Annotated in this window: 22 protein-coding genes; 14 read left to right on the plus strand and 8 right to left on the minus strand. The window is 61.3% G+C overall.

Annotated elements, in window-relative coordinates:
• Positions 1 to 118: 118 nt before the first annotated feature.
• From NTU39_RS04295 to NTU39_RS04330, 8 genes are all read left to right on the plus strand, one after another.
• Entirely contained in the window at positions 119 to 1321 is a 1203-nt protein-coding gene (locus tag NTU39_RS04295) for a hypothetical protein (protein WP_257959288.1), read from the plus strand.
• Positions 1322 to 1367: 46 nt separating this feature from the next.
• Positions 1368 to 2627 carry a hypothetical protein gene (locus tag NTU39_RS04300; RefSeq protein ID WP_257959290.1) on the plus strand — a complete coding sequence of 420 codons (1260 nt, stop codon included), beginning with the start codon at positions 1368 to 1370 and terminating at the stop codon, positions 2625 to 2627.
• Between the two features lie 197 nt (positions 2628 to 2824).
• Positions 2825 to 4030, plus strand: coding sequence for a hypothetical protein (locus NTU39_RS04305; protein ID WP_257959292.1), 1206 nt, complete (start codon positions 2825 to 2827; stop codon positions 4028 to 4030).
• A gap of 223 nt (positions 4031 to 4253) precedes the next feature.
• Positions 4254 to 5483: a hypothetical protein gene (locus NTU39_RS04310; protein ID WP_257959293.1), complete on the plus strand. Its 1230-nt coding sequence runs from the start codon at positions 4254 to 4256 to the stop codon at positions 5481 to 5483.
• A gap of 94 nt (positions 5484 to 5577) precedes the next feature.
• Positions 5578 to 6879: a hypothetical protein gene (locus NTU39_RS04315; protein ID WP_257959294.1), complete on the plus strand. Its 1302-nt coding sequence runs from the start codon at positions 5578 to 5580 to the stop codon at positions 6877 to 6879.
• A gap of 26 nt (positions 6880 to 6905) precedes the next feature.
• On the plus strand, positions 6906 to 8147 hold the full coding sequence (locus NTU39_RS04320; RefSeq protein ID WP_257959296.1) for a hypothetical protein: 1242 nt from the start codon (positions 6906 to 6908) through the stop codon (positions 8145 to 8147).
• 60 nt (positions 8148 to 8207) lie between these two features.
• Positions 8208 to 9542: a hypothetical protein gene (locus tag NTU39_RS04325; protein ID WP_257959297.1), complete on the plus strand. Its 1335-nt coding sequence runs from the start codon at positions 8208 to 8210 to the stop codon at positions 9540 to 9542.
• A 135-nt stretch (positions 9543 to 9677) separates the two neighbouring features.
• A complete protein-coding gene (locus NTU39_RS04330; RefSeq protein WP_257959298.1) occupies positions 9678 to 10802 on the plus strand; it encodes a hypothetical protein in 1125 nt (374 codons plus the stop codon).
• An 83-nt stretch (positions 10803 to 10885) separates the two neighbouring features.
• On the opposite strand, the gene NTU39_RS04335 is transcribed toward NTU39_RS04330, so the two are convergent.
• From NTU39_RS04335 to tauA, 4 genes are all read right to left on the minus strand, one after another.
• Positions 10886 to 12289: an amino acid permease gene (locus tag NTU39_RS04335; protein ID WP_257959299.1), complete on the minus strand. Its 1404-nt coding sequence runs from the start codon at positions 12287 to 12289 to the stop codon at positions 10886 to 10888.
• A gap of 199 nt (positions 12290 to 12488) precedes the next feature.
• The gene (locus NTU39_RS04340) at positions 12489 to 13304 is read right to left on the minus strand and encodes an ABC transporter permease subunit (RefSeq protein WP_150665603.1); all 816 of its coding nucleotides are present in this window, start codon (positions 13302 to 13304) and stop codon (positions 12489 to 12491) included.
• A 154-nt stretch (positions 13305 to 13458) separates the two neighbouring features.
• Positions 13459 to 14277: a taurine ABC transporter ATP-binding protein gene (locus tag NTU39_RS04345; RefSeq protein WP_150665506.1), complete on the minus strand. Its 819-nt coding sequence runs from the start codon at positions 14275 to 14277 to the stop codon at positions 13459 to 13461.
• A gap of 82 nt (positions 14278 to 14359) precedes the next feature.
• Positions 14360 to 15340: a taurine ABC transporter substrate-binding protein gene (tauA, locus tag NTU39_RS04350; RefSeq protein ID WP_373275391.1), complete on the minus strand. Its 981-nt coding sequence runs from the start codon at positions 15338 to 15340 to the stop codon at positions 14360 to 14362.
• A gap of 375 nt (positions 15341 to 15715) precedes the next feature.
• On the opposite strand from tauA, the gene pdxR reads away from it, so the two are divergent.
• Positions 15716 to 17326, plus strand: coding sequence for a MocR-like pyridoxine biosynthesis transcription factor PdxR (gene pdxR / locus NTU39_RS04355; protein ID WP_257959301.1), 1611 nt, complete (start codon positions 15716 to 15718; stop codon positions 17324 to 17326).
• 41 nt (positions 17327 to 17367) lie between these two features.
• Here pdxR and NTU39_RS04360 read toward each other — a convergent pair whose 3' ends face one another.
• From NTU39_RS04360 to NTU39_RS04375, 4 genes are all read right to left on the minus strand, one after another.
• Entirely contained in the window at positions 17368 to 17997 is a 630-nt protein-coding gene (locus NTU39_RS04360) for a glutathione S-transferase family protein (RefSeq protein WP_257959303.1), read from the minus strand.
• 105 nt (positions 17998 to 18102) lie between these two features.
• Positions 18103 to 19164, minus strand: a complete 1062-nt coding sequence (locus NTU39_RS04365; RefSeq protein WP_150665510.1) for a porin — start codon at positions 19162 to 19164, stop codon at positions 18103 to 18105.
• A 44-nt stretch (positions 19165 to 19208) separates the two neighbouring features.
• Positions 19209 to 19631 (minus strand): PaaI family thioesterase, encoded by a 423-nt coding sequence (locus NTU39_RS04370; RefSeq protein WP_257959304.1) that lies wholly within the window; start codon positions 19629 to 19631, stop codon positions 19209 to 19211.
• Positions 19628 to 20584: a hydroxymethylglutaryl-CoA lyase gene (locus NTU39_RS04375; RefSeq protein ID WP_257959305.1), complete on the minus strand. Its 957-nt coding sequence runs from the start codon at positions 20582 to 20584 to the stop codon at positions 19628 to 19630. Before NTU39_RS04375 ends, NTU39_RS04370 begins: the two co-directional genes overlap by 4 nt.
• A gap of 238 nt (positions 20585 to 20822) precedes the next feature.
• On the opposite strand from NTU39_RS04375, the gene NTU39_RS04380 reads away from it, so the two are divergent.
• The 5 genes from NTU39_RS04380 to NTU39_RS04400 all read left to right on the plus strand — a co-directional run bounded on the left by NTU39_RS04380 (position 20823) and on the right by NTU39_RS04400 (position 26757).
• Positions 20823 to 21605 carry an enoyl-CoA hydratase/isomerase family protein gene (locus NTU39_RS04380; protein ID WP_257959306.1) on the plus strand — a complete coding sequence of 261 codons (783 nt, stop codon included), beginning with the start codon at positions 20823 to 20825 and terminating at the stop codon, positions 21603 to 21605.
• Positions 21602 to 22795 (plus strand): CaiB/BaiF CoA transferase family protein, encoded by a 1194-nt coding sequence (locus tag NTU39_RS04385; RefSeq protein WP_246184669.1) that lies wholly within the window; start codon positions 21602 to 21604, stop codon positions 22793 to 22795. Before NTU39_RS04380 ends, NTU39_RS04385 begins: the two co-directional genes overlap by 4 nt.
• A gap of 28 nt (positions 22796 to 22823) precedes the next feature.
• Positions 22824 to 23633, plus strand: a complete 810-nt coding sequence (locus NTU39_RS04390; protein WP_257959308.1) for an enoyl-CoA hydratase/isomerase family protein — start codon at positions 22824 to 22826, stop codon at positions 23631 to 23633.
• Positions 23626 to 25293, plus strand: a complete 1668-nt coding sequence (locus NTU39_RS04395) for an AMP-binding protein (protein ID WP_150665514.1) — start codon at positions 23626 to 23628, stop codon at positions 25291 to 25293. The genes NTU39_RS04390 and NTU39_RS04395 overlap by 8 nt, the downstream gene beginning before the upstream one ends.
• Before the next feature lie 78 nt (positions 25294 to 25371).
• Positions 25372 to 26757, plus strand: a complete 1386-nt coding sequence (locus tag NTU39_RS04400) for an MFS transporter (RefSeq protein WP_257959309.1) — start codon at positions 25372 to 25374, stop codon at positions 26755 to 26757.
• Positions 26758 to 26841: the final 84 nt, after the last annotated feature.

Genomic DNA, 26841 nt, shown 5'->3' on the forward strand with positions numbered 1-26841 from the left:
GGATTCGCCGCGCAGAGGATGGGAATGTGATGACCCCCAGCGCGGCGAAAACTGAAAGAGAACGTCTGACGCTCCGGCGCAGACTTGGTGGCTCCAAGCCTCCTGTGAGACGACGTTCATGCGAGAAATCTCTGCCGCCCCCAGCCTAAACTTTCCGGTCCAAAACTATCCGAACCAAAGTCTCAGCGAACTCCGAATAGATCGGTTGACGGACTTCACCTGTAAGTTCGACGTCGGTCAAGTGCCCTCAGACAGTGCCATCGACGATTTCATGAGCCACTTTTCGCACATGGGACTGCGGGATATGGTGCTCAGCTGTCTGTCCGACACAGAGAAGAAGCGAATATTGTGTCGTGCGGCGCGGTGTCACGTGGCGACGTTCGGGCCAGGCCGCGATTTTCTTGAGCGCCGGAAGCTGCTCGACCAGGTTGACCAGGATGCTGTGGAGCTGATCGGTGCGCTTCCCGCACCGATCAAAGAGGCGATGATCACCAGCGCACGCATCGGTGATTACGGGCAGATCGTCCTCACGTTCCCGGACATCGGGTTGCGCGTTCCGCTCGGACGCACCTTGTTAGGTACCGGAGCAGGGGCATTGACGACGGACGAGGTCAAGCAACTGCTGATGTATCAGGACGGGCAGTTGGAGTCGCTACTGGAGAAATTCTCCGCTGGGCTCGGGCGTGTCAATGCCGAGTACCCGGACAACGAGGCGTGCCATGTCTGGTACGACTTGATTCAGCGATGCGTCGACGGCAAGCCGATCAATCAGTTCAGCAATGACCCGACGGTGCTGGGCATGTTGGCCTCCGCACTTAGGGCACTGGCGAGCCGGGTATCGGAGCGCGGGCTTCATCACGAATTTCCAATACCACGCATGCTTACCAATAGCGCGATAGCGTATTTTCATGCCGACGATCCCAAATCCTGCGCGGAAAGCTTGATCGAAATGGGGCATGGCCACCAACGAAGACGCGATTTTCGTAACGCGGCATCGGCGAACAAGATTGCGGCAGATGTCCTTGCCGGTGCTGCACTCGACCTATGGAACGTCGGGCGATATGACGATGCAGAGGAGTGCAGACAATTGGCATACGCGGCCTATGTGACCGGAAGGGCGTTGGCGCCCGCCGTCGGTGGGGCGAGGGCCACCGTACCTCCTGAGCAGGAAGGATATCCGCCGCCTCTTATGCTCGGTCCGAATATCTCTCAATCCGGATTTGAAAAGTTGTGGGCTGCGCGTAAGCCTCGTATTCCGCCAATGCAATCGAGCGTTCCGCCGTCGCCAACACGTCCATCAATCCCAGCGGAAGGCGAATAAAGCGGATTCGCAAGCATCATTCTCCGACTCTGACGAGACGACCTGTATGCCAAATATTTCCGAAACGCCTGGTCATAACTTCACCGTGCCGGCCGCTCCGGACCGAAGTCCTCGCGATAGCGCCATCGCTCGACTGAAAGACTTCACTTATGGGCTCGACGAAGGCATCCGTCCTGCGGACGAGGAGATCAAGGACTTCATACGGATCTTCGATTCCACGGAACTGTTGGGCCCATTGCTTCGCGGTCTGTCCGACGAAAAAAAGGAGGACGTCTTGCGTGCCGCAGCGCGCTACCACGTGGCCTCGTTTGGTCGCGGCCGCGATTTTCTTGCGAAATGCAACCCGCTTCATCTCGTCGACTACGATTCGGCAACGCTGTTTGGCGCGTTGCCCGCAGAACTCAGAGCGGCGATGTTGGCCGACGCATACATTGGTGATCGTGGTCAGATTGTCGTTCCCTTCCCGGATATCGGGTTGTGTATTCCGCTCGGACGCTCTTCGCTAGGGACCGGGGAGGGTGCATTGACGACGCATGAGATACAGAAACTTCTCACGGACCCGGGGGAGCGATTTCACTGCCGTTTGGAATTATTCTCCGGGAAGCTTATGCAATTTGACGCACAGACCCCGGATACGGAGACGTGCCATGTCTGGAGTGATCTGATAGATCGATGCATCGATGGCAAACCGATTGCGGAGTTCAGTGAGGAAAAGGCGGTGCTAGAAGCGCTGGCGTCCACTTTAAAGGAGCTGACGGACCGTGTTGACGCACGGGGGGGCGACGAGGAATTTCCAATGGTTCGGCTGCTCACCCATTGCGCCGAAGCGTATTTTCTTGCCGGTGATCTTGGGGCCTGTGGCGCAGCCCTATTCAAGCTCACGGCTTCTTATATGGACAAACTGGAATACGGTGCAGACGTAGGCGTGGCCTCGCTTGGCGCAAGCGCGGCCACGCTTGCGGCAAGCGTGCTCGCCAGAAATGCGCTTCAACGTTGGGAAGACGGTCGATTTGCCGAGGCCGTCGTTAGCTATGGAATGGCAATGAGCGCCTATGCCCAGGAAGGGGTGTTCCGGGGTATCCATAGCGTGCCTCCGGCGCCGATATCCGAAGCGGTTGATGAAACCGTGCCGCTCCCCACGCTTGTCGAACACATCAGTCGGACTGAATTTGAGGCCGCGTGGGCAGATCGACGAGCAAAGACCGAGGAAATGCGTTCGCAAGTTGAGGACGCAAGAACTCGGGCAATCATGAAAAGGCTGGGGCAATTGAGGGTCCAACCGTCTGGCCCCCGCCCATCGAACTAACCGAGCTGCGCCTCAGGGTGTCACGTTGCGCAAGAGCGGGCGGCAATTCCAGCATGTCGCCCCGTCTTCGGTGTCGAGGTTTCGACTTCCCGATAGTGTTTCCCCCCCGATGATTGCGAGCGCGGTGAAATCTGGAAGTGAGCGCCCGATGCTCCGGCGCAGACTGGTGGGTCCGAGACTTCGACGAGACGACCTGTATGCCAAATATTTCTGAACATAACCTCACGGTATCGGCCCCTCCACACCAAAGTCCTCGCGATAATGCCATCGATCAACTGAAAGACTTTGATCGGCGGTTCAACGATGGCAACTGTTCTGCGGATGATGTGATCGACGACTTCGTTCGGAACTTCGATTCCACGGAACTCTTGGACCCTGTGATTTGCGGCCTGTCCGAGGAAAAAAAGGACGAAGTCTCGCGTGCCGTAGCGCGCTGCCACGTGGCCTCGTTTGATCGGGGCTACGAATTTCTAGCGAAGCGCAACCAGCTTCATCTCCTCGACCAGGATTCCGCAACGCTGATTGGCGCGTTGTCTGCAGAGTTTAGAGCGGCGATATTTGCTCGTGCATACACTGACGATCGTGGACAGATTGTCGTTCGCTTCCCGAATATGGGGTTGCGTATTCCTCTCGGACGCACCTCGTTAGGGACCGGGGAGGGCGCATTGACGACGCATGAGATACAGAAACTGCTCTCGGACCCGGAGGAGCGAGGTCACAGCCTGTTGGAAATTGTCTCCGCGAAGCTTGTGCATTTTGACGCACAGACCCCGGATACCGAGACGTGTCATGTCTGGAGTGATCTGATAGATCGATGCATCGATCGCAAACCGATTGCGGAATTCAGTGCGGAGAAGGTGGTGCTAGAAGCGCTGGCGTTCACCTTAATGACGGTGACGGACCGCATTTTCGCGCGGAGGTGCGACGAGGAATTTCCAATGGTTCGAATGCTCACGAATAGCGCCGAAGCGTATTTTCTTGCCGGGGATCACAAGTCCTGTGGCACCGCCCTTTTAAAGCTTGCGGCTTACCATACGCGCAAACTCGAACGCGACGCGGCCGTCGAGGTGACCGCGCTTGCGGCAAGTGTGCTCGCCAGAAGTGCGCTCAAATGTTGGGAAAACGATCAACATGCCGCCGCCGGCACTAGCCGTGCAATGGCATTGAGGGCTTACGAGAGGGTGCCTGAGTTACTGGGGTTACGCGGGGGACCCCCGGCGCCGATATCCGGGGTGGTCGATGAAATCGTTCCACTCCCCAAACTTGTAGAACACATCTGCAAGTCTGATTTTGAAGTCGCGTGGGCAGATCGATGGGCAAAGTCCGAGGAAGTGCCTTCGAATATTGAGTCGAACCTAAGAGCTCAGGGAATCATAGGAAGACTCGCGAAATCCGGGGCCTAACAGTCTGGCCCCGGCACGTCGAACTAATCGAGCGGCGCTTCAGGATGGCACTCTGAGGAAGAGGGGGCGTCAATTCCACGATGTCGCCCGGTCTTCCGCGTCGAAGTCTCGACTTCCCGATAGGGTTTCCCCCCGATGATTGCGAGCGCGGTGAAATTTGAAAGTGAGCGCTCGGTGCTCCGGCGCAGACTGGTGGTTCAGAGACTTCGACGAGACGACCTGTATGCCAAATATTTCCGAAACGCATTTTCATAACCTCACGATATCGACCGCTCCGCACGAAAGTCTCCGTGACAGTGCCATCGATCAACTGAAAGACTTCACTTGTCGGTTCAACGATGGCAACCGCCCTGCGGACCAGGTGATCGAGGACTTCATACGGAACTTCGATTCCACGGAGCTGCTGGGCTCTGTGCTTCGCGGTCTGTCGGAAGAGAAAAAGGAGAGTGTCTTGCGCGCCGCAGCGCGCTGCCACGTGGCCTCGTTTGGCCCGGGCCGCGATTTTCTTGCGAAACGCAACCAGTTTCATCTCGTCGACCAGGATTCCGCAACGCTGTTTGGCGCGCTGACCGCAGAGCTTAGGGAGGTGATGATTGCCGACGCATACATTGGCGATCGCGGGCAGATTGTCGTTCGCTTCCCGGATGGCGGGTTATGCATCCCTCTTGGACGCGCCTGGCTAGGGACCGGGGAGGGCGCATTGACTACGGATGAGATACAGAAGCTGCTCACGGACCCGGAGGCGCGACTTCACTGTCTGTTGGATATTTTCTCCGCCAAGCTTGTTCATCTTGACGCACAGACCCCGGATACCGAGACGTGTCATTTCTGGAGTGATCTGATAGATCGATGCATCGATGGCAAACCGATTGCGGAGTTCAGTAAGAAGAAGGCGGTGCTAGAAGCGCTGGCGTTCACTTTAAGGAACCTGACGGACCGTGCTTTCTCACGGGGGGGCGAGGAGGAGTTTCCAATGGTTCGGATGCTCACCCATTGCGCCGAAGCGTATTTTCTTGCCGGGGATCTTGGAGCCTGTGGCGCAACCCTATGTAAGCTCGCAGCTTCCCGTGCTCTCAAATTCGAACGCGACGCGGCCGTAGGGGTGGCCACGCTAGCGGCAAGCGTGTTCGCCAGAAATGCGCTTAAACGTTGGAGCGACGGTCATTATGCCGACGCTGTTGTCTGCCATGGAATGGCGTTGAGGACTTACGCGGAGGAACACGCATTACGAGGTCTCCGCGGCGGGCCTCAGGCGCGGATATCTCGGGCGGTCGATGAAATCGTGCCACTCCCCAAGTTTGTCGACCACATCAGTCGGACTGAATTTGAGGCCGCGTGGGCCGATCAACAGGCAAAGACCGAGGAAACGCTTTCGGAAATCGAGTCGAACCTAAGAACTCTGGCAGTCATGGGACGACTCGCGAAATTGAAGGCCCAAAAGTCGAACCGGTAGCCGTCGGATATCCCGCAGCGAGGACGGCGATAGTTGAAAGTGAGTCGGGAGGAGCGCGCGCAGAATGAATCCAATACGCGCTACTTGAGAATCCATGGGCATCCAACCGAATTCATTGACCAACAGTCCCAATCTGCCGTTCTTGTGGACTCCCCGTGAAACACTCAGCGACAGAAGATTAGATGTGCTGAGAGACTTCAATCGCAAGGTCGCTGAGAATAGCCGTCCCCCGCAAGGCGTGTTTTTCGATTTCATGGAATTCTTCACGTACATGGGGCCGATCGACCTGCTCGGTGACTTCATTGATGACGACCGAAGGAAGTCTGAGACTTTGTCTCGGCTGGCGCGTTGTCATATCGCGACATCGAGCGCAGGCCGAGATTTTCTGGCGGGGCAGGGTTTGCTTTCGCAGGTGGTCGACGACTCATGGACGCTAATGCGCGGGCTTAGACGTGCCGCCAGAGAGCAAATGCTCGAAGGCGCGGAGTTGGGCGATCGTCACCTGATTGTCATGACCTTCCCGAATCTCGAACTGCGCATGCCGTTGGAAATAGAATGCTTTCGTCGCGGCGATGGCGCGCTTTCGGAAGCCGAGGCGTGGAAGTTGATCATGACATGCGATGCTACCAACCGAACGCTGCTCGACAGATTTTCAAGCGAGCAGAGGAGCGCGCAGGTAGAGACTTACGACACCGATGTTCTGCGTGCCTGGTGTGAGCTTCTTAACTGCTGTCGACGTCAAACGCCAGTCGGACAGCGCGGCAGCGAGGAGATCCTCGAAGCGTTTGGGTATGCCTATCTGGCGATCGCGCGCGGTGCCGCCACGAAGGAAGACCATGCGCGTCTGCCGCTACTCGAAATCCTGCGCCTTTGCGTTCAATTTTTCGATGAAGCCAATAACCCAAAGGCGAGCGGGCTTGTCTGGCGGGACGTGGCCAAATACTTCCACGAGAAAGGTGAAAAATCGCAGGAAATCGTGGCTCTCAATACCGCCGGCGCCAAACTGTTTCTCGCCGCTGATGGCTATTCCCTCCTGAAGCAAGCGGACAAGGCGAGAAAATTTCTTGAAATGGCATTCGACGCCTACCGCGAATCCGGCAATTTGGCAGAGACGAGTCGCACGGGCAAGGCCTTGTTTGATTGCCATATCGATTGCAATTTTCAATCACGAGCGCGTGCTGTCGCCGCCATTGTCGCGGATGCGGAGCGTAGGCTGGGAAACATCGAGGTCGCCGATCGATGGAAAGCGCTGGCCAAGCAAGTGCCGCCCTTGGAGGGCCAAAAGCCACCCATTGACGCGGTGGACGTTACCTTCCGCGGACCGGTCGCAGTCGGATATCCCACAGCAAGGACGGCGATACTTGAAAGTGAGTCGGGAAGGGCGCGCGCAGACTGAATCTAATACGTGTGTCTGGAGACTCCATGACAATCCCGTCGAACTCGTTAGCCAACGGCCCGAATCTGCCGATCGAGTCGTTTCCCGGCCATCATTTCAGTGACCGACGACTGGGCGTGCTGAGCCGTTTCAATAGCGCGATCACCGAGAGTGCGCGCCCGCCGGGCGCGGTGTTTCTCGCATTCCTGAACGGCTTCGTGCACATGGGGCCGGTCGATATCATCCGTGATTGCTTTTCGAGTGGTGGAAAGAAGTCCGAGATCCTATCCAGGCTGGCGCGTTGTCATGTCGCGACATCGAGCGCCGGGCGCGATTTTCTGGCTGGCAAGGAAATGCTCCGACAGGTGAATCAGGATGCACGGGAGCTATTGCGCGGGCTGACACCTGCCGCCAGACAGACGATGCTCAAAGGTACCAGGTTGGGTGCGCGTGACCTGATCGTCCTGACCTTCCCGGACTACGAACTGCGCATGCCGTTGGAGAGCGACTGCTTCGGTGACGGTGATGGCGCGCTCTCGGAAGCTGAGTCCAGGCAATTGATGTCGAATCGCGACGACACTGACCGAACGTTGATCGGCAATTTCGCAAGGGAGCAGAAGCGGTCGCATGCAGGGTATTACGACTCGGGTGTTCTGCGTGCCTGGAGTTCCTTTCTTGAGCGCTGTCGCGGTCAAACGCCAATCGAATCGTTGGGCGGCCAAGATAGGCTTCACGAGTTGGCGCTTGCCTATCGGGCAGTCGCGCGAGGCGCTGCCACGCAGGCAAACCACGCCGGTATACCGTTGGCCTCAGCCTTGCGCATCAGCGCCAAGCTGTTCGATGCCGCTAATAGACCTAAGGCGAGCGGACTTGTCTGGCGGGACATCGCCAAACATCACCATGAGGCAGGCGAAACGTCGATGAGAATCGATGCCCTCAACCGCGCCGGGGCCAAACTGTCTCTCGCGGCCGATTTGTTTCTCACGCAAACGCAAGAGGAAAAGGCCAGAGATTGTCTTGAAATGGCGTTCGACGTCTACCGAGAATCCGGCAACTTGGCACAAACGAGTCGCACGGGAATGACGTTATACGAGCGTCATATCCGCAGCAATTTGCCATCGGAAGCGCGTGCTGTCGCCGCCGTTGTCGCGAACACGGAGCGTCGTATGGGAGACATCGCGCAAGCCCGTCAATGGAGCGAACAGGCAATGCAAGGGCCCCGCGCGTCGCGGGGGGCTGAATCATCGGCGTCTTCAGATGCTTCGGAGTCGCTGCAAGTGTCGCGATAGCCGACGTTCCAGGAAGCAGGTCAAGCGAGACCGACCTTCCGTCAAACCTACGAGGCCGACATGCTGCCAGTACCTCCCGCTTCCAGCGCAAATCCATTGTTGTGCGCACCCCCTGATCTCCACCTCAGCGACCGTCGCCTGGACGTCATCAAGCGGTTCAATGAGCAGATTGGCGTGACGATAATCCCGGCGGATCGGATATTCGAGGATTTTCTGAGCGGATTCACGCGCACAGGGCGTTTGGGCATATTGGGCGGCAATTGCCTCGGCGATTCGGAGAAAGCGCAGATGCTGCACCGGGCTGCCCGGTGTCATATCGCAGCGTCCCGGGGCGGTGCCGAGTTCTTGCTCGCGCGACAGCTACTCGACAGGGTCGATCACGACGCTTTGACGCTGTTGTGCGAGTTTGACTGCGATCGCCGCGCGGAACTGCTGAGAAGCGCGGTGCTGAGTGTCGACGCTCGGATTGTGGTTGCGTTACCCGGTAGCGAACTCCGTATGCCATTGGGCGCGAGTTGCTTCGAGACGCTTAGAGGCGCGCTGAGTGTTGCCGAGGCGGGCGAACTGGTGCTGCGTCACGATGACGAGGGCCGAACGCTGTTGAGCCGCTTCGTCTGTGGAAACGGTCTGTGCGAGATGGGCGCCAACGGGCTGGATGTCGTACTCGCCTGGGCGACACTGCTACATCAGGCGACAGACGGGGTCTTATCCGGTGAGTTCAAGGTGACGTCGACGGACATCGACGACATCGGAAGTGCCTACCGTGCGCTGGGCGGATGGGTGTCGCTGCACGGGGGGCATCGGGTGTCGCAGCGGATACCTCTTTTGGTTTCCAGCGCCGCATCGTTCGGCGTTGGTGACGTGTCTGCGAACGAGGCGTTTGTGTGGCGGGATTTTGCCGTCCATCTCGCGTTGACGGGGGACGAGGCAGGGGCCAGGACCGCGTATCAGGAAGCCAGCGTCTTGTTTCTCGAACTGTTCCGCAAGCGCGCAGCGCGAAACGAGAAGCGGTATCTCCGTCAACTTTTGCAAGTTGGATTTGAGTCGTCAAAAGCGGCGGGAGACAACGCGTTGACGGCGTATGCAGGGGAGAGACTCTTTACGATCGACTGGCTGATAGGGGACGATCTGGAGGCGCGGTCAGTTTGCACTGAAATGGCGAGAATATCGGACGCATCGGGCGATCAGAGTAGCGCGACCCACTGGCGCAATCGTGCCGCGAGGCAAGTAGCGCCAATCGATCTTCTACAACAGGGCAACGCAAACGATACCAATTCTAGTGTGTACGACTCCATGACGAGTCCGATGGACCTGCGGATGTTGGGATCGGTGGAGGATACGCTGGCCGGACCAAGCGCGGACCGACGCAGTAGTGGCGTCGAATCGCTGAAGTAGATGGCGAGCGAGCGGTCGAAAGCGCGGCGATAAATGAAAGTAAGCGCCCGGGCGAAGGGGGCAGACTGATGCCGATACGTCTCTGATAGATGAAATGTCATGCCCCCCATTTGTCCGAATGCCTGCTGGTTTCCGGTGCTGAACTACCCGAATTTTCATCTCAGCGAACGTCGCGTGCAGACGCTGGACGAATTCAATCGTCAATTTCTCGCTGGCGGACCGGTGTCGGACGGCGTGTTCGACGAGTTTCTCGCGAACTTCACGCACATGGGCGTGATAGATCGCCTCTGTAGTTGGCTGTCGGTCAGTCGAAAGTCGGAGATATTGAATAGCGTGGCGCTGGGGCACATCGCCTCGACGGAAGCGGGGCGAGATTATCTGAAAAGCAAAGACAAGGACGCGATCTGCCGCGCGGAAGACGGTGCTGTGGATGTCCTGAAGTTGCTCATGCACGATGATCGTAAAAGGATGCTTGCAAGGGCCGAGATCGGGCAGCGCGGGCAAATCTATTTGAAGTTCCTCGACATGGACCTTTGCCTTCCGCTTGGGCACAAGTGCTTCGAGAACACGCAAGGGCGGCTCACGCACGAGGAAATCGAGCAACTGCTTTCGGTTGAGACGGAAGGGGCCGCGTCGGGCCTCGCGCAGTTCGCTGAGCGCTTCCGCGAGGAGCACGTTTGGCAGCTGGATCGGGAGGCATGTCTGGCGTGGAGCGCCGCCATCGATCGGTGGATCGGAAAACGGCGAATCGCGGAGCTTGGCGTACCCGGGACGGTGATCGAGGCGTTGGGATCGTCGTTGCGTGCGCTAGGGCGTCGTGTCCCCGAGTTTGATGACGCCACGGGCTTCTCACTGCACGACATGCTGTCAAATTGCGCCGAAGCGTTTCATTTTGTCGGCGACCGTAGGGCGTACGGATTGGCGCTGATGGAACTCGGGGCGCTGCATGTACGAACCGGCAATGCGAACGTCGGCGTCAGTGCCTATCGCCGTGCGGCCGATGAGCTGGGACGCGAGGCGCTCGATCTGAAGAGAGTTCGCAGTGACAGTGACGCCGATGCGTGCCGGGAGGACGCATTCGCTTGCTTTGCGAAACTTGGAGAGAGCGGGGCACCTCGCGCTTCGATATCGACGTCCGTGCACAACGAAAATAGCGAACCGAGACCACCGGGAAGGGACGACGGTCTGCTCGGACGCGCCGAGTTCGACTGGTTGTGGGCGAAGGCGAGTGAAAGAGCTGCGTCGAGTCAAACGTTTTGACGCAAGTCTGGATCCCTTTCACGCCGAGGAATCCATTCCAAAAGCAGACGACGGGTTGTCCCCGTCGTCTCATCCAACTTAATTTAAATATCGAATTCCGGATCCGGCGAGCGCAGCTTGCGCCAGATTGAGCGCACCGTGAACGCGACCAGCAGCACCGTCAGACTCACGACACCCAGTGCCAGCGGGGTGCGTTGATCGGGAATGAAAGCCATCGCACCGACGATGGACAACATTCCGATGATCGCGACCCAGGTGAGGTACGGAAATCCCCACATACGAATCTTGAGCCGGGCCGGTGCTTCGCGTTCGAGCCGCTTGCGCAGTTTCAACTGCGAGAAAGCGATGAGCACGTACACGAAGATCGCCACGGTGCCGTACGAGTTCACGAGGAACGCGAACACGGTATCCGGCGAGACGTACGACATCACCACGGCGGCATAACCGAACAGTGTGCCTACGAGAATCGCCCGCACCGGCACGCCGCGTGAATTCAGCTTCGCAAGCGAGCGAGGCGCATCGCCACGGCGTGTCAGCGCAAAGAGCATGCGCGACGACGCGTACAGCCCCGAATTCAACGCCGACAGCACTGCCGTCAGCACCACTGCGTTCATGATGTGCGCGGCTGCCGGAATGCGCATCGCTTCGAGCGCGCTCACGTACGGCGTTGCCATGCCAGCCGAATTCCAGGGCACGAGCATCACGACCAGCAGAATCGAGCCGATGTAGAAGAACAGCACGCGGCCGATGACCGAGTTCGTTGCACGTGCCACCGCCTGCTGCGGTTCGGCAGCTTCGGCAGCGGCAATCGTCACAATCTCCGCACCGAAGTAGAACCCTGTCGCCGCCACCGCACCAGACATCACCGGACCGATGCCGTTCGGCATGAAGCCGCCATGCGATAGCAGATGTCCAGTGCTGGCCACCGCGCCCGGCCACATGCCGAACACGAACAGTCCACCGAGGAACAGGAACACCACAATCGCTGCGACCTTGATCGACGCAAACCAGAATTCGAATTCGCCGTATGACGCGACCGACACCAGATTCGTCAGCGTGAGCACTACTAGCAGCACGAGGCTGATGGCCCATGCGGGAATGTCCGGCAACCAGAACTGGATCAGGTTCGCACCGGCCACGGCCTCGACGGCCACCACGATCACCCAGAAGTACCAGTACATCCAACCCGTCAGAAAACCGGCCAGCTCGCCGCCGACCGGCTTGTCGTTCCAGGCCAGCCGCGCATACTCGTAGAACGAACCGACCGCAGGCATGGCGCACGCCATTTCGCCGAGCATGCGCATGACCAGCACCACCAGTACGCCGGTGATGAGAAACGACAGCACCGCTGCGGGGCCTGCTGCATGCACGACTACGCCGCTGCCGACGAACAGACCGGCACCGATCACGCCGCCCAGCGCGATCATGCTCATGTGACGTTGTTTGAGGCTCGATTGCAGATGCGTTCCGGTATCACGATTGGCCATGACGACCTCCTGTGAGCGGATGCGCGAAGCGGGGAATCACTGCGAGGACTGCAACGAGGGGGGAACTGCCGATGAATGTCTCAACTGCCACACAACCTCCTTAATGCCTTGTCTGACGTCAGGTGCGGCGCGGTAGGTACTGGGGGGCGCGCCGCCCTGCGTCTTTTTGTGATGACCAACGAAAACCGCTTCTGCCTTGTCAGACCTTGCCTTTCCAGGGCACGAGTACGCGCTCGAGATAGCGCATGATGAGATCGAACCCGAAGGCGAAGAAGCCGATCACGATGATCCCCATGATCACGATGTCCGACGCGAGGAATTCCGCCGCGTTGAGCACCATGAAACCGAGGCCGCTCGATGCCGCCACCATTTCGGCGGCCACCAGCGTGGTCCAGCCCACACCGATACCGATGCGCATGCCGGTGAAGATTTCCGGCAGTGCCGACTTCACGATCACGTGCATCACGATCTGGCGCGGTGACGCACCCATCGAATACGCCGCGTGAATCTGCTCCATCGAGACGGAACGAACGCCCGCCCGTGCTGCAATCGCCAGCGGCGCGAAGATAGCCAGGTAAATCAGGAACACTTTCGAGAACTCGCCGATGCCGAACCAGATGATCACGAGCGGCAGATAGGCCAGCGGCGGCAGCGGACGATAGAACTCGATGGGCGGGTCGAATACGCCGCGTCCGATGCGCGAGACGCCCATCAGAATGCCGACGGGAATCGCCGTCACACATGCCAGCGCAAACGCGCCGAACACGCGATACAGACTGGCGAGCGTGTGTTGCCACAGCGTCGAGCCCGCAAAGCCTTCGGTCGACACCTGAATGAACTTCTCGACGATGGCGCGCGGTCCCGGCAGGAACAGCGGCTTGATCATTCCTGACGATGTAATAGCGACCCAGATCGCCAATAGCACGAACACGGTCACGACGCTGATCGCCAGGCTCGGCCCCTGACCGGGTGCGCCGAACGATTCACCGGCCTTCACGGGACGCGGGGCGAACATTCGGGCGAAGAACCCTTTACGGCGCGGTGCGCGCGGCGTATTCAGAGGAGAGGACGGACGCTGCATGCCGCTGCCATTCGTGGCGGACGGTGCCTGCGGGGTTGTGACGGGTTTGGTCATCATGATGGCTCGTCTCCGGCTTCGATCAGGCACATCAGGCCGCGACCGCACCGGCAGACGCAGTCTGCCCGGCACGCTCGTCACCGTAGATGATGCTGAGCACCGTCTCGCGCATGGCGATGAAATCGGGGCTCGACTTGATGGCGCGCGCATCGCGGTTTTCGAGATAGCGCTTGTTGAAGTCGAGTTCGTAGGTGTGGGTGATGCGCCCGGGGCGCGGCGACATTACGATCAGGCGGCTGGCAAGGAACAACGCTTCTTCCACGCTGTGCGTGATGAAGAAGATCATCTTCTGCGTCTCGCGCCAGACATCGAGCAACAGTTCCTGAATGGTCTCGCGGGTGAGCGCATCGAGCGCAGCCATCGGTTCGTCCATCAGCAGCATCGACGGATTGCAGGTCAGCGCACGTGCAATCCCCACGCGCTGCTGCATGCCGCCCGAGAGCTGATAGATCATGTGATTGTGGAAGTCCTGCAAGCCGACGAGCGCGAGGTTGCGTGCGGCGCGGGCGCGTCGTTCCGTCTTGGGAATGCCTTGCAGCTTCAGACCGAATTCGGTGTTTTCCATCACGCTCAGCCACGGCAGCAGCGCGTGCTTCTGGAAGACGACGCCACGGTCGGCGCCGGGGCCTTCGATGGGGGCGTCGCCGAGCAACAATTCACCGGAGGTGGGGGCGATGAAGCCTGCCATCAGACTGAGCAGCGTGGTCTTGCCGCAGCCCGAAGCGCCGAGCGCCACAACAAAATCGCCGGGTGCGATGGTCAGATCGACGTGGGCGAGCGCCTGTACCTGCTCGCCGGGACGCCGGCCGGGATATACGACGCTGACGTCGTTGACGATGAGTTGTTCCATGAAGCCCTTCTCCAGCCGATCCAGCGATTGGGGAGGGGATGGCGCGCCGCACAACCGGCCGGCGCGTCGGCCCCGGTGCGGCTTACTTCAGTTTGAGTGCGGCGTCGACATAACGCGACGTGACGAACGGCGTGTAGTCCGCCTTGACGGCATTGATCTTCTGCTGACCCTTCAGGAAGTCGGCGGTGTCCTTCAATGCCTTCGCAGCGCGGCTGTCCTTGCCGCCACCCAGCCATTCCGCAGACGCCTGTTGTTCGGCCGACGGATAGGCGTAGAGCGACAATGCGCCGGGCACATCTTCCGGCTTGCCGCCGATCATCTTGACGATGGATTTGACCTGCGGTGAGCTCGCCGTCCAGGCCGCCTGATTCTGACGGTAGGCCGCATCGGCGCTCGCAATAACCTTCACGAACTTCGCCATGAAATCGGCGTTTGCTTCACCCCACTTGCGGTCGACGGCAATGCCATCGAACGTCGGCTTGCCCTGCTTCGACAATTCGCCCGACGTGATCAGTACATGACCGCTTTGCTTGATCTGCGCGAGCGCCGGATCCCACACGTAAGCCGCATCGATGTCGCCGCGCTCCCATGCGGCCACGATCTGGTTCGGCTGCATGTTCAGCACCTGCACCTCGGTCGGCTTGATGCCCCATTGTTGCAGCGCAAACATCGTGTGGTAGTGCGTCGTCGAGACGAACGGCACACCGATCTTCTTGCCCTTGAGGTCGGCCGGCGTCTTGATGTTCGACGCATTGCGTACGACCATCGCTTCGGCCTGGTTGATGTCGTCCAGGATCCAGAACAGTTGCAGGTCCAGCCCTTGCGAGACGGCCGCCGCCATCGGGCTGGAGCCAAGCACGCCGATCTTGATGTCGCCCGAGGCGAGCGCCGTGGCCACCTTGGCACCCGATTCGAACTGGCGCCAGTGGATCTTGTAACCCGTCGCCTTCTCGAACTCGCCGCTCGAAATGGCGACCAGCCACGGATCGACGATCTGCTGATACGCGATCGTCACCTCTTTCTCCTGCGCCTGCGCCGTTGCAGGCGCCGCCAATCCGAGCATCAGGGTTGCGGGTAAGGCCGCAGCCGCCAGTGCCGTCGCTGCGAACACCCGTCGCAGCCGGTTCGGAAGTCCAGTCATGGTTCACCTCAGTTCGAAAGGTTTTCGGTGGAACTCTCGGGTTGACGCATCTGGCATGACAAATCGGCGTCAAGTGACTGCATCATTGCCGCGCACATTTTTGTTCGTTAGAGCCAGTTGGCCGCATTTGATGATGCCAACTGGTCCAGTTACCCGGGAATCGGCCCGCAAGCCGCATGAATGCTCGAATCTCGCCAGCTTTCGCCCGTCTGCGGATAAACCCCAATTCGGAATAAACGTCACCGTCTCATGAGTAATAATTGACGTTCTAGAAGTGACAGACAAAAAGGGGACGCGATGTCGAGCCGGATTTCCGCGGCGATGTGGAACCAGTTGTTTTTGGTGTCGGCGCGAGCGGGCATGAGTTTGCAGAGCCAGATTCGCCAGATGCTCGTGTCGGCGATTCTGGACGAACGCCTGATGCGCGGTGCGGCCGTGCCGTCGTCACGCGAGCTGGCCGAAGGGCTGGGCGTGGCGCGCAACACGGTGGTGCTGGCCTACCAGCAACTGGTCGACGAGGGCTATCTGATCGCGCGGGAGCGGCGCGGTTACTTCGTCAATGGCGATATCCTCGCGCCGCGCGTGGGGTCGCAGCCCGCGAGTGCGCGGGACGCACGCGATGGCCGAGACGGCAGGGACGGTCGTGATGGGAAGCACGCGCAGGAAGGGCGGGCGCAGACGGAATCCGCTGGCACCATCGCCCCGCTGGATCCGTCCACGCCCGACTGGGAGGGACGTTACGTCGTGCGGCCTTCGGCGCAGCGCAACATCGTGAAGCCCATCGACTGGCAGCAGTACCAGTACCCGTTCATTTACGGGCAGTTCGATCCGACCATGTTCCCGACCGCCGACTGGCGCGAGTGCTGCCAGAAGGCGCTCACCGTCATGGAGATTCGCGACTGGGCGCCGGACATGATCGCGCGCGACGACGAAACGCTCATCCAGCAGATTCGCACGCGCGTGTTGCCGCGTCGCGGCGTGTGGGCCGATGCCGATCAGATCGTGCTCACCAATGGTGCGCAACAGGCGCTGTATCTGCTCGCCGATTTGCTGGTGGGCGCGCGTACGACCGTAGGCGTCGAGGACCCCGGTTATCCCGATGCCAGAAACATCTTCGCGATGCGCACGCCGAAGCTGGTTGGACTGCCGGTCGACGAGCACGGGTTGCCGGTGGACGAGCGCTTGTCGCAGTGCGATTACGTGTACGTGACGCCGTCGCACCAATGTCCTACGACCACGACGATGCCGCTCGCGCATCGCGAGGCGTTGCTGCGTCGCGCAGAGGCCGACGACTTCGTGGTGATCGAAGACGATTACGAGAGCGAGAACAGCTATTCGGACATTCCGATTCCGGCGCTCAAAAGTCTGGACCGCAGCGACCGGGTGATCTACATCGGCAGTCTGTCGAAGTCGTTCGCGCCCGGATTGCGGCTGGGGTATATCGTCGCACCGGCGGCGCTGGTCAATGAGCTACGTGCGTTGCGCCGTTTGATGATTCGTCACCCGTCGGCGTTCATTCAGCGTTCGTTCTCGATGTTCCTGGCACTTGGCCATCACGACGCGCTGTTGCGACGTCTGGCCGATACCTATGCCAAGCGTGCCGAAGTGCTGAGCGCTGCGCTCTCGACGCACATGCCGGAAGCGACGTTCGTGCGCGTGAAGGGCGGTGCGTCGTGTTGGGTGCAGGGGCCACCGCAGTTAAACGCGAACTTGCTGGCGGCGCGGGCCAAGTCGCGCGGCATTCTGATCGAGCCGGGCGATGTATTTTTCATGGGGGATAACCCGCCGCGCAACATGTTCCGGCTCGGGTTCTCGTCGATCCGGCTGGAGCATATCGAGGCGGGTGTCATTGCTTTAGCGGAGGTCATGCGCGAGACGATGGCCGAGGCGACACCGGCGCAGCGCTGACGCAATGTCGACGCAGCGAAAGCAACGCGCGCCGTAACGTCTTACGGCGTGCCGTTGCGTCCGTAAAGGCGGAAGCCTTCGCGTTCGGACAATGTTTCGTAGTAGACCGACACGGCCTCCAGTTGCGGACGCTCGATCGGCACGCTGAACCAGCGATGCACGGACAGGCCGACGGGGATGTCGGCGAGCGTGAAGTTATCGCCGCTCACGAAGGCCTGCGTCGTTTGCAGTTGCTTGTCGAGCACGCGCATGAAGTCGTTCCAGCGTGCTGAGTTGGCGGCGAGCGCCTGTGGATCGTCGTAGCCGGGCGAGCGACGAATCAGCGACAGGAACGAGTACTTCCACGCGGGATTCAGATCGGACGATTGCCAGTCGATCCATTGGTCGACACGCGCACGCTCGCGCGGTGCGACGGGGTAGAGGTCCGTGCGTTCACGCGACGCGGCGAGATAACGCAGGATGCTGTTGGATTCCCACATCACGAAACCACCGTCGTCGATCACCGGCACCATCAGGTTCGGATTGAGCGCCGCAAACGCAGGGTTATCGAGCTTGCGCGAGGTGTCGCCGTCGCCCCACGGTTCGTTGGTGAAGGGAATGCCAAGCTCATGTGCGAGCCACAACACCTTACGTACATTGATGGAAGCGGGTCTGCCGAGAATGCGGAGCATGGAAATCCTTCGTCGGTGGGCGGGGTGACTAGATTCTAGTCACCCCGTCACGGCGATAACAGATACAGATTTGCCCGTTCCCGGCCGGAACAGTTCGTCGTCCTGTCAGAAGGTATGACGCAGCCCCAGCGAGACCCCGACCTTGCTGCCGTAGGTGCCTTGCGAGGCGATCAGCGTGTATTTGCCGCTGATGTTGTTGTGATCGACTTCCAGATAGACGTCCGTGCGCTTGCTCAACTGGTAATCGGCCATACCGTAGACGGCGGTACGTTTGCCGCCCGGCTGCGCCTGCCAGTCGACGAAGCCACCGACCCCCAGCGTCAGCGCTGGCAGTGGGTTGTAGCTCAGGCCGAGCAGCATGACATTGTTGCGCGTCTCAACTTCGGTCAGTTGGCTGTGCAGGTAGCCCGCCGTCGCCCGCCATGCGCCGAACGCCGCGCCCGTCGAGAAGCCGAACGTGTTGCGCGACTGCGTGCCGTCCGCCGATGTGAGGCGCTGGTACAGCAGCGTGCCGTTGACGCCGCCCGCCGCATAACCGGCCGTCACCCCCACGCCCGAGTTCGCATGCGTATCGCTTGCGGCGTTGCCGAAGGTGTAGGCCGTGCCCAGTGAGAAGCCACCGGCGTCGAGCGTGTACTTCACCGTGTTGTCGAGACGGCTGCCGACATAGTTGCTCGCGACGATCAGGGTGTCGAGGTTCGGGTTGTTGAAGATCTGCGCTGCGCCCATCGCCGTATAGCCCACGCTGTACTGACGCCCAACCGACAGCGCGCCGTAGCTTCCGCGCACGCCGACGAATGCCTGGCGGCCGAACAGCCGTCCCGCACCGTTGGACGACGCCTGCCCGAAGCCCGCGCTCTTCGTGCCTTGCAACGACGTGCCGTCGTCCAGATTGAAACCGCTCTCCAGCACGAAGAACGTCTCCAGATCGGAGCCAAGTTTCTCCGTGCCCTTGATGCCCCAGCGCGACCCGGTGAACGAGCCTTGCGAGGCGCTGAACAGCTTGCCGTCGCTCGCGTTGGCGTTGGTCTCGTAGCGGATGGCCGTGTCGATCAGGCCATAGAGGGTGACTTCGGCGTGCGCACTCGCGGGGACGAGTAGCAGCGGCGAGGCAAAGGACAGGCAGGCCGCGGCGTACCCAAGGCGGCGTCGTGTTGCGAAAGGCATGAAACGTGTCTCCGATGTGGTTTTTGTGGTGTTGCGGTGGTGGATCAGGCCGGTGGCGCGGAATTTCGCGTTGCGACGGCAAACACGGCGCTGGCGGTGGCGAGCGGGCGGCCTTCTGCGTCGAGCACTTCGGCCTCGCAGAACGCGAGCGTGCGGCCGCTGCGGCGCACGCGTGCGTGTGCGGTGATGCGTCCGCGTGCGGGGCGCAGGTAGTTGATTGTGAGGCTGGCGGTGCCGAGGTTGTCGAACGCACCGCTCGCACGTGTGGCCACGCCCATCGCTGTGTCCATCAGCGCCGCAATCAGCCCGCCGTGCGCGTTGCCGTGACGATTCGTATGCCTGTCGAGCACGTCGCAGGCGAGTACGGCGGTGCCGTCGCCTGCGTCGACGAGTGTGAATCCGTTATCGAGACAGAACTGCGATTCGACGCGCAGTTCGCGGTCGAGGTCGGCGGCGTCGCGGCTCATTTCGTCGTCGCCGGACTGGCGCTCAACATCGAACGCAACATCGGATTGAGACCGGTGCGGGCCACGCGGCTCGCCAATTGGCGACCGAGCGCCGTCTCACAGGCTTGTGAGGCGGCCATCATGGCGCTCAGATCGATGCCGGTGTCGACACCCATCGTTTCGAGCACGTTGACGAAGTCCTCCGTGCAAACGTTGCCGGTCACGCCGCCGCCGTACTGCACCTTTGCGGGATGGCCGCCCGTGCCGCCGAACGCGACGTCGAAGTGAGTCACGCCCGCTTCGAGCGCGGCGAGGTAGTTGACGATGCCGGTGCCGCGCGTGTCGTGGAAGTGCGCGATGGCGTGGACGTCGGGGAACGACGACAGCATCTGCGCGAACAGCGCTTTCGTGGATGCTTGTGTCGCCACGCCAATCGTGTCGCCGAGCGTGATGTATTTCACGCCGAGCGATGCGAAGCGCGCCACGTCTTCCATGACGCTGGCCGGATCGATCGCGCCTTCGAAGGGACAGCCGAACGCCACGGAAATCGTGCCGACCAGACGGAAGCGGCCCTGCGCCGCCTTCGCCATCGCTTCGACGCGCAGCCACTGACCCGCACGTGATTGCTTGAGATTGCGCTCCGAGTGCGAGTCGCTGGCCGAGACCAACAGGCTGATTTCGTTGACGCCGATCCCGGCGTCGAGATCGGTCAGCGCGCGCTCGACGGCGCGCGTGTTTGCGCACGTCGCCTTGTAGTGAACGCCATCGACACGCGGCAGCACGGTGAGCAACTCGCTCGCGTCGGCGAACTGAGGCACCACGGCCGGGTTGGAGTAGGACGTGGCTTCCACGCGACGAAAACCGGCGCGTGCGAACTGATCGATCAGGTCACGCTTGGTGTCAGTGGAGAGGAACGCGGTCTCGTGCTGCAGGCCGTCGCGGGCGAAGCATTCGCACAGGATCAGATCGGACATGACATGCGGGCGCAATGCGCCGGAAGTGAGTTCGGATGGAGCGCATGAAATCACTTAATGTGATGCAATGTCAAATAATTTTTAAATCGCCGCACAAGGGGTTTCCCGTAATTCGTTTGGATGTTTGCAGTGTTATTGGCGTGTCTCCCTCGTGGTTAGATAATTTTATTTGACGACGTCACATTTTGTGGATTAGGCTAGCCGCCATACCTTGTTTCACCTCTGGCTGATGAATCCGATGTCTCGAACCTCCTGCAACATGACGTATCCCGACTCCCTGCTGATCGAAGATCGCGGCGCTGTACGCGTGATCACGATGAATCGCCCCGACAAGCGCAACGCGCTGAATAACGAACTGACGCAGGCGCTGCTGGCGGCGTTGCGTGAGGCCGACGCCGATCCCGAAGTGAACGCCATCGTGCTCGCGGGTGCAGGACAGAGCTTCTGCGCCGGGGCCGACGTCAAGGAGTTCGGTGGCTTCGTGGCGGGCGGCAGCGATGCCGACGCCTCGCAGGCTGCGCTCAAGCGTGCGCACCTCACCACGTCGCTGCATCGGGCGTTCGTCGAGATCGGTACGCCGGTCGTCGGTGCAGCGCAGGGCTATGCGATGGGGGGCGGCGCGGGACTGGCGCTGGCCTGCGATCTGCTGGTCGTCGGTGAGAGCCTCAAGCTGGGCTACCCGGAGCTGAAGCACGGCATCGTGGCTGCCATCGTGATGGCCAATCTGGTGCGTCAGGTCGGGCGCAAGACGGCGTTCGAGCTGGTGTCGACAGGCGATACCGTCGACGCATCGCGCGCGCTGGCGCTCGGACTTGCCAATCGTGTCAGCCCCGACAGCACCCTGGTCGACGACGCTGTGGCGCTTGCTGCGCGTCTGGCCGACTACGATCCGGTGTCGATGACGGCGACCAAGCGGCTGTTCCATCGCGTGGCGGATCTGCCGCTCACGCAGGCGTTCGACGTCTCGCTCGATACGAACCTGATGATGCGCAGCTTCCCCAAGCGCGCCCCGAAGTCGTGAGCGCACCGATGAAGCCGTTGGCGGGCGTGACGATCCTTGAACTGGCGCGCGTGCTGGCGTGCCCGTTCGCCGACATGATCCTCGCGGAACTGGGCGCGACGGTCATCAAGATCGAGCAGCCGGGCAGCGGAGACGAGACACGCACGTTCGAGCCGAAAGTCGGTGACGAGTCGGCTTACTACTTCGCCTGCAACCGCAGCAAGCAGTCCGTGACGGCAAACATGAAGACGGAGGCGGGGCGCGCGATCATTCGCGATCTGGCGTCGCGTGCCGACGTGCTGCTGGAGAACTTCCCTGTCGGCACGCTGAAGCGCTATGGCCTCGATCAGGCAGCGATGCGCGAAGCCAATCCGAAACTCATTTACGTCTCATGCACGGGTTTCGGTCAGACCGGCCCGTACGCGAAACGCAAGGGCTACGACACCGTCTTTCAGGCGATGGGCGGGCTAATGAGTCTGACGGGCGAGCGCGGCGGTGGTCCGGTCAAGCCGGGGCTGCCGATCGCCGATCTGTCGTCGGGCTTGTGGATTGCGATTGCGATTCTGAGTGCGTTGCAGGGCCGCACGCAAACCGGCGCAGGCTGCCACGTCGATTTCTCGATGCTCGACGGTCAGGTCAGTCTGCTGACTCTCGCCGCTGGCCGTTACTTCGCGCTGGGTGAAGTGCCGCCGCGTCTGGGGACGGAACATCCGGGGCGCGTGCCGTCGGCCACATTCGCGTGCAGCGACGGTGCTTACGTCCACATCACGTGCAGCGATCAGCACTGGTTGCCGTTGTGCGAGTTGCTCGGACTTGACGCGCTGGCGGCCGACGCCACGCTGTCGACCAATGCAGGCCGCGTGGCGCATCGAGACCGTCTGATGGCGGCGCTGACAGCTGCTATCGCGGGCAGAACGCGCCGCGAGTTGTGCGACGCGTGCGACGCCGCCGGTGTCCCCGCAGGCCCCATCCAGCATGTTGATGAAGTGCTGGCCGATCCGCACGTGCTGGCGCGCGGCATGGTGAGCGAGTTCGAGCATCCGTCCATCGGCAAGTTCGGCGCGCTGCCGGTGCCGTTCAAGTTCGACGGCTTTGCCGATCCCGAAGTGGGGCGTCCGCCGTTGCTGGGTGAGCACACCGATCAGGTATTGGCGACGCTCGGCTATGCCCCGGCGCAAATCGCGGATTTGCGGCGCGAAGGCGCCATCTGAAATCGATTCGACGTTAGGAAAGACAAGCATGAAAAGTTGGGAGACATTGGAGATCGTGCGTCAGGACGCGGTCGTCGAAGTCGTGCTGAACCGGCCGCAGCAGCGCAACGCGCTGAACGCCGTTATGTGCGACGAACTGCGCGCCATCGTTCAGGCTTTGCGCGACGACGACTCGGTGCGCTGCGTGATCGTTCGCGCTAACGGACCGGTGTTCTGCGCGGGGGCGGATCTGAAGGAGCGTCAGGGGATGAGTCTTGACGATGTGCGCGCACGTCGCATCAAGGCGTTCGCCGCCTACGACGCCATCGAGCAGATCGGCAAGCCGTGCATCGCGCTCGTCGAAGGTCCGGCTATCGGCTCGGGTGGCGAGATCGCCATGGCCTGCGACTTCATCGTCGCGACCGATGCCGCCGCGTTCCGCACCCCTGAAGCGCTGTGGGGGACGGTCGGCGCCACGCAGCGCATGCCGCGCGCCGTGGGCAAGCGTCTCGCCAAGGACATGGCCTTCACCGGTCGCACGTTGTCGGCGCAGGAAGCGCGCGAGGCCGGGCTGGTGTCGCGCATCGTGCCAGCGGACGGCGCGCTGGACGCCGTGCGCGTGATGGCGCAGACGATTGCCGCCGCGTCGCCGCTGGCGATGCGTCTCACCAAGGATTGCATCGACCGTGGTGTCGAGACGGACCCCGCCGGTGCGCTCGCCATCGAGATGCTCGCCATCGACACGTTGCTGCAAAGCCCTGACTGGGGCAGCAAGATTGCACGCTTCGGCAGCGGTACGAGCAACGATGTCGACCATGCGGCAAACCAGGACACGAAGCAGGGAGGCGGTCATGCCTGAGGTTCATGACGTAGGGCATGAAAGCTACGCCAGCCAGTTCGGGCTCGAAGGGCCGGTCACGCTGCCCGCCGTTCTCGCGGCGCGTGCGCGTGCAACACCCGAAGCCGAAGCGCTGGTGATCGAGGGTGAGCGCATCGACTATCGCACGTTGAGCGAGCGCGTCGCGCAGGCGGCCGCGCGCATGGTGCATCTCGGCGTTCAGCACGGCGAGCATGTCGGCATTCTGATGGGCAACTCGGTGGATTGGGTGGTGCTGTTCTACGCGGCGGCATCGATCGGCGCGGTCGCCGTGCCCGTCAATACCCGATTCAAGTCCGATGAGTTGAATTACTGTCTGTGTCAGGGCGACGTGCGCGTGCTGTTTTACGTCGACACGTTCCTCAACATCGATTACACGGCGTTGCTGCGCAGTGTAGAGCCTGCCTTCGATGCGCAATTGCCGGGCGACTTTCTGCCGCTGCTGCGTCGCGCCGTGATGGTGGGCGACAGTGGGCGAGGTTTGCCGGAGGGCGTCGAGCATTTCGACGCATTGCCGGACACGCCCGCGTTGCGTGACGAAGTCGCGAGCCGCTCGGCCTCAGTCTCGCCCGACGACGTGCTGCTGATTCAGTACACCTCCGGTACGACGTCGTTCCCGAAGGGCGTGCTGCTACGTCATCGCAACATGCTGATGAACGCTGCCGCGTCGGCGCAGCGCATCGGTGTGCGTGCCGATGATCGCTACTTCAGCGTGCGTCCGTTCTTCCATGTGGCGGGCACGACGATGTCGCTGCTGGTCTCGCTGGTGACGGGGGCGTGCCTGCTGTCGGTGCCGTCGTTCGATGTGGCACGCGTGCTGACCATCCTCGATGAAGAGCGCTGCACGCTGACGTCGGGCAACGACACGATTTTCCTGATGATGATGGGCCACCCCGAATTCCGTCGCGAGCGCATTCACCTGCGTGGCGGCTGGGCAGCGGCAGGGCCGGAAATCATGCAGAAGATTCACGACGTGATGGGCGTGCCTTACATGGTCGGTGCGTATGGGCAATCCGAAGCCTCGCCCAACGTGGTGCTCAACGACTGGCGCGATCCGCTCGAATTGCGCGTGGGCGGCTGGGCGAGCCCGCATCCCGGAATCGAGATCCGCACGGTGTCCCCGGAGACGGGCGACGTGCTCGGTGCGGACGAACCCGGCGAGATTCAGGTGCGCGGCTGGAGCGTGATGAAGGGCTACTACAACAAGCCGAAGGAGACGGCGCAGGCGTTCAGCGACGACGGCTGGCTACGCACGGGCGATCTCGGCGTGATCGACGGTGAAGGGCGCATGCGCATGCTTGGCCGTCTGAAGGATGTGTTCCGCGTCGGTGGCGAGAACGTGGCGCCCGCCGAAGTGGAAGAGACGCTGTTCACGCATCCGGCGGTGCAACTGGCGCAGGTCGTAGGGGTGCCGGACGCCCGTCTGGGCGAAGTGCCTGCGGCGTTCGTGGTGCTGCGCCCCGGTGCGGACGTCACGAGCGAAGCGCTGATCGACTGGTGCCGCGCGCGTGCCGCGAATTTCAAGGTGCCGAGATACCTGCGATTCGTCGATTCGTTCGACGGCATCGGCATGACGGGTAGCTCGAAAGTGCAGAAGAACAAGCTGCGCGACTACGCGATTCGGGAGTTCGGTTTGTCCTGACACCTGACGGCCGGGCGTCGATGGACACGACGTCCGCCCCCAACCGAACCTCATCAAAAAATCAAGATTGGAGGAGACATGACTTCACACACGACGACGGCGTCACAGCCGTTCGGCGGGCCAGACACGCCCGGCGCAAGCGCGGCCGGTCAGGTCGTCGAGGAATCGACCTACCGCAAGATCGCCTGGCGCACACTGCCGTTGCTGTTCGTTTGCTACATCATCAACTATATCGACCGGGCGAACATCGGCATCGCACAGATTCAGTTCAAGGCGGATTTGCATTTCAGCGATCTCGTCTACGGCATCGGTGCGGGGTTGTTCTTCGTCGGTTTTCTGCTGTTCGAGGTGCCGAGCAATCTGATGCTCGCCCGCATGGGGGCGCGCAAGACGCTGTTGCGCATCATGACGCTCTGGGGTGCGGTCTCCTGCGCCATGATGTTCGTTCGCACGCCCACGGAGTTCTACGTCGCACGCATGCTGCTCGGTGCGGCGGAGGCGGGCTTCTTTCCCGGGCTGATCCTGTATCTCAGCTACTGGTTTCCGGCGGAGCGGCGTGCGCGTGTGACGGCGTTGTCGTTCGTCGCGATTCCGATTGCGACGATGATCGGTGCGCCGACGTCGGGCTGGATCATGCGCAGCTTCCATCAGATTCACGGACTTGCGGGCTGGCAGTGGATGTTCCTGCTCGAAGGCATTCCCGCCATTCTGCTCGGTATCGTGGTGTTCTTCGCCCTGGAAGACCGGCCGGAACAGGCGAAGTGGCTGAGCGACGATGAGAAGGCGCGGCTGACGCACGTGCTCAATGAGGAGCGTCGTCAAAAGGCGAGCAATGCTGGCGGAGGTGGTCACGGTCACGGCGGCACGCTGGCGGCGCTGGGCGACTGGCGCGTGTACGTGGCGGGGCTGGTGTCGTTTTGTGCCTATGTGCTGGCGAGCACCATCGCGTTCTTCGCGCCTCTGGTGATTCAGTCCACCGGCGTGAAAGACCCGTTCCACGTCGGTCTGCTATCGGCGATTCCGCCGGTTGTCGGCATCGTGGCGATGCTGATTGTGAGCCGTCATTCGGACCGTCAGCGCGAGCGTCGGTGGCATGCCTCGGTGCCGTTAATGTTTGCGGCGGCGAGCCTCATGGTGATGCCGTATCTGTCGCACAACGTCGAGCTGGCTGTGGTCCTGCTGGCAGTGGCGACGGCGGGGCACCTGTCGAGCCTGTCCGTCTTCTGGACGATTCCGTCGACGTATCTCGCGCCCGCCAGTGCGGCGGCCGGGATTGCGGTGGTGAGCAGCATCGGTGCGTTGGGCGGGCTGGTCGGGCCGAGTGTGATCGGCTACGTGAAGACGACCACAGGCAGCCTCGCGCTCGGCTTGCAGGTTGCCGGATGCTTCGTGCTGTTCGGCAGCATTCTGTTGCTCGTGGGGATTCCTGCGCGGCTGTTGCCCAAGGGTGTTTCCGGTTCGTAAGGGCGTTCGTGATTGCGCGCCTCGGACGGTGCGCAATCCTTGTGGAATCACGGCAGGTGCGGGTTTGACCGGGCGCGGGCGAGG

The sequence above is a fragment of the Pandoraea commovens genome (assembly GCF_024704525.1).
GTDB classification, from domain to species: domain Bacteria; phylum Pseudomonadota; class Gammaproteobacteria; order Burkholderiales; family Burkholderiaceae; genus Pandoraea; species Pandoraea commovens.

Bases quoted from the DNA above. Each gene is read 5' to 3' on its own strand.
- tauA (WP_373275391.1), bottom strand. From the start codon at position 15,340: ATGCTCGGATTGGCGGCGCCTGCAACGGCGCAGGCGCAGGAGAAAGAG.
- pdxR (WP_257959301.1), top strand. From the start codon at position 15,716: ATGTCGAGCCGGATTTCCGCGGCGATGTGGAACCAGTTGTTTTTGGTG.
- NTU39_RS04335 (WP_257959299.1), bottom strand. From the start codon at position 12,289: ATGGCCAATCGTGATACCGGAACGCATCTGCAATCGAGCCTCAAACAA.
- NTU39_RS04370 (WP_257959304.1), bottom strand. From the start codon at position 19,631: ATGAGCCGCGACGCCGCCGACCTCGACCGCGAACTGCGCGTCGAATCG.
- NTU39_RS04375 (WP_257959305.1), bottom strand. From the start codon at position 20,584: ATGTCCGATCTGATCCTGTGCGAATGCTTCGCCCGCGACGGCCTGCAG.
- NTU39_RS04380 (WP_257959306.1), top strand. From the start codon at position 20,823: ATGTCTCGAACCTCCTGCAACATGACGTATCCCGACTCCCTGCTGATC.
- NTU39_RS04345 (WP_150665506.1), bottom strand. From the start codon at position 14,277: ATGGAACAACTCATCGTCAACGACGTCAGCGTCGTATATCCCGGCCGG.
- NTU39_RS04340 (WP_150665603.1), bottom strand. From the start codon at position 13,304: ATGTTCGCCCCGCGTCCCGTGAAGGCCGGTGAATCGTTCGGCGCACCC.
- NTU39_RS04305 (WP_257959292.1), top strand. From the start codon at position 2,825: ATGCCAAATATTTCTGAACATAACCTCACGGTATCGGCCCCTCCACAC.
- NTU39_RS04310 (WP_257959293.1), top strand. From the start codon at position 4,254: ATGCCAAATATTTCCGAAACGCATTTTCATAACCTCACGATATCGACC.
- NTU39_RS04400 (WP_257959309.1), top strand. From the start codon at position 25,372: ATGACTTCACACACGACGACGGCGTCACAGCCGTTCGGCGGGCCAGAC.
- NTU39_RS04390 (WP_257959308.1), top strand. From the start codon at position 22,824: ATGAAAAGTTGGGAGACATTGGAGATCGTGCGTCAGGACGCGGTCGTC.
- NTU39_RS04295 (WP_257959288.1), top strand. From the start codon at position 119: ATGCGAGAAATCTCTGCCGCCCCCAGCCTAAACTTTCCGGTCCAAAAC.
- NTU39_RS04360 (WP_257959303.1), bottom strand. From the start codon at position 17,997: ATGCTCCGCATTCTCGGCAGACCCGCTTCCATCAATGTACGTAAGGTG.
- NTU39_RS04365 (WP_150665510.1), bottom strand. From the start codon at position 19,164: ATGCCTTTCGCAACACGACGCCGCCTTGGGTACGCCGCGGCCTGCCTG.
- NTU39_RS04395 (WP_150665514.1), top strand. From the start codon at position 23,626: ATGCCTGAGGTTCATGACGTAGGGCATGAAAGCTACGCCAGCCAGTTC.
- NTU39_RS04300 (WP_257959290.1), top strand. From the start codon at position 1,368: ATGCCAAATATTTCCGAAACGCCTGGTCATAACTTCACCGTGCCGGCC.
- NTU39_RS04320 (WP_257959296.1), top strand. From the start codon at position 6,906: ATGACAATCCCGTCGAACTCGTTAGCCAACGGCCCGAATCTGCCGATC.
- NTU39_RS04325 (WP_257959297.1), top strand. From the start codon at position 8,208: ATGCTGCCAGTACCTCCCGCTTCCAGCGCAAATCCATTGTTGTGCGCA.
- NTU39_RS04315 (WP_257959294.1), top strand. From the start codon at position 5,578: ATGGGCATCCAACCGAATTCATTGACCAACAGTCCCAATCTGCCGTTC.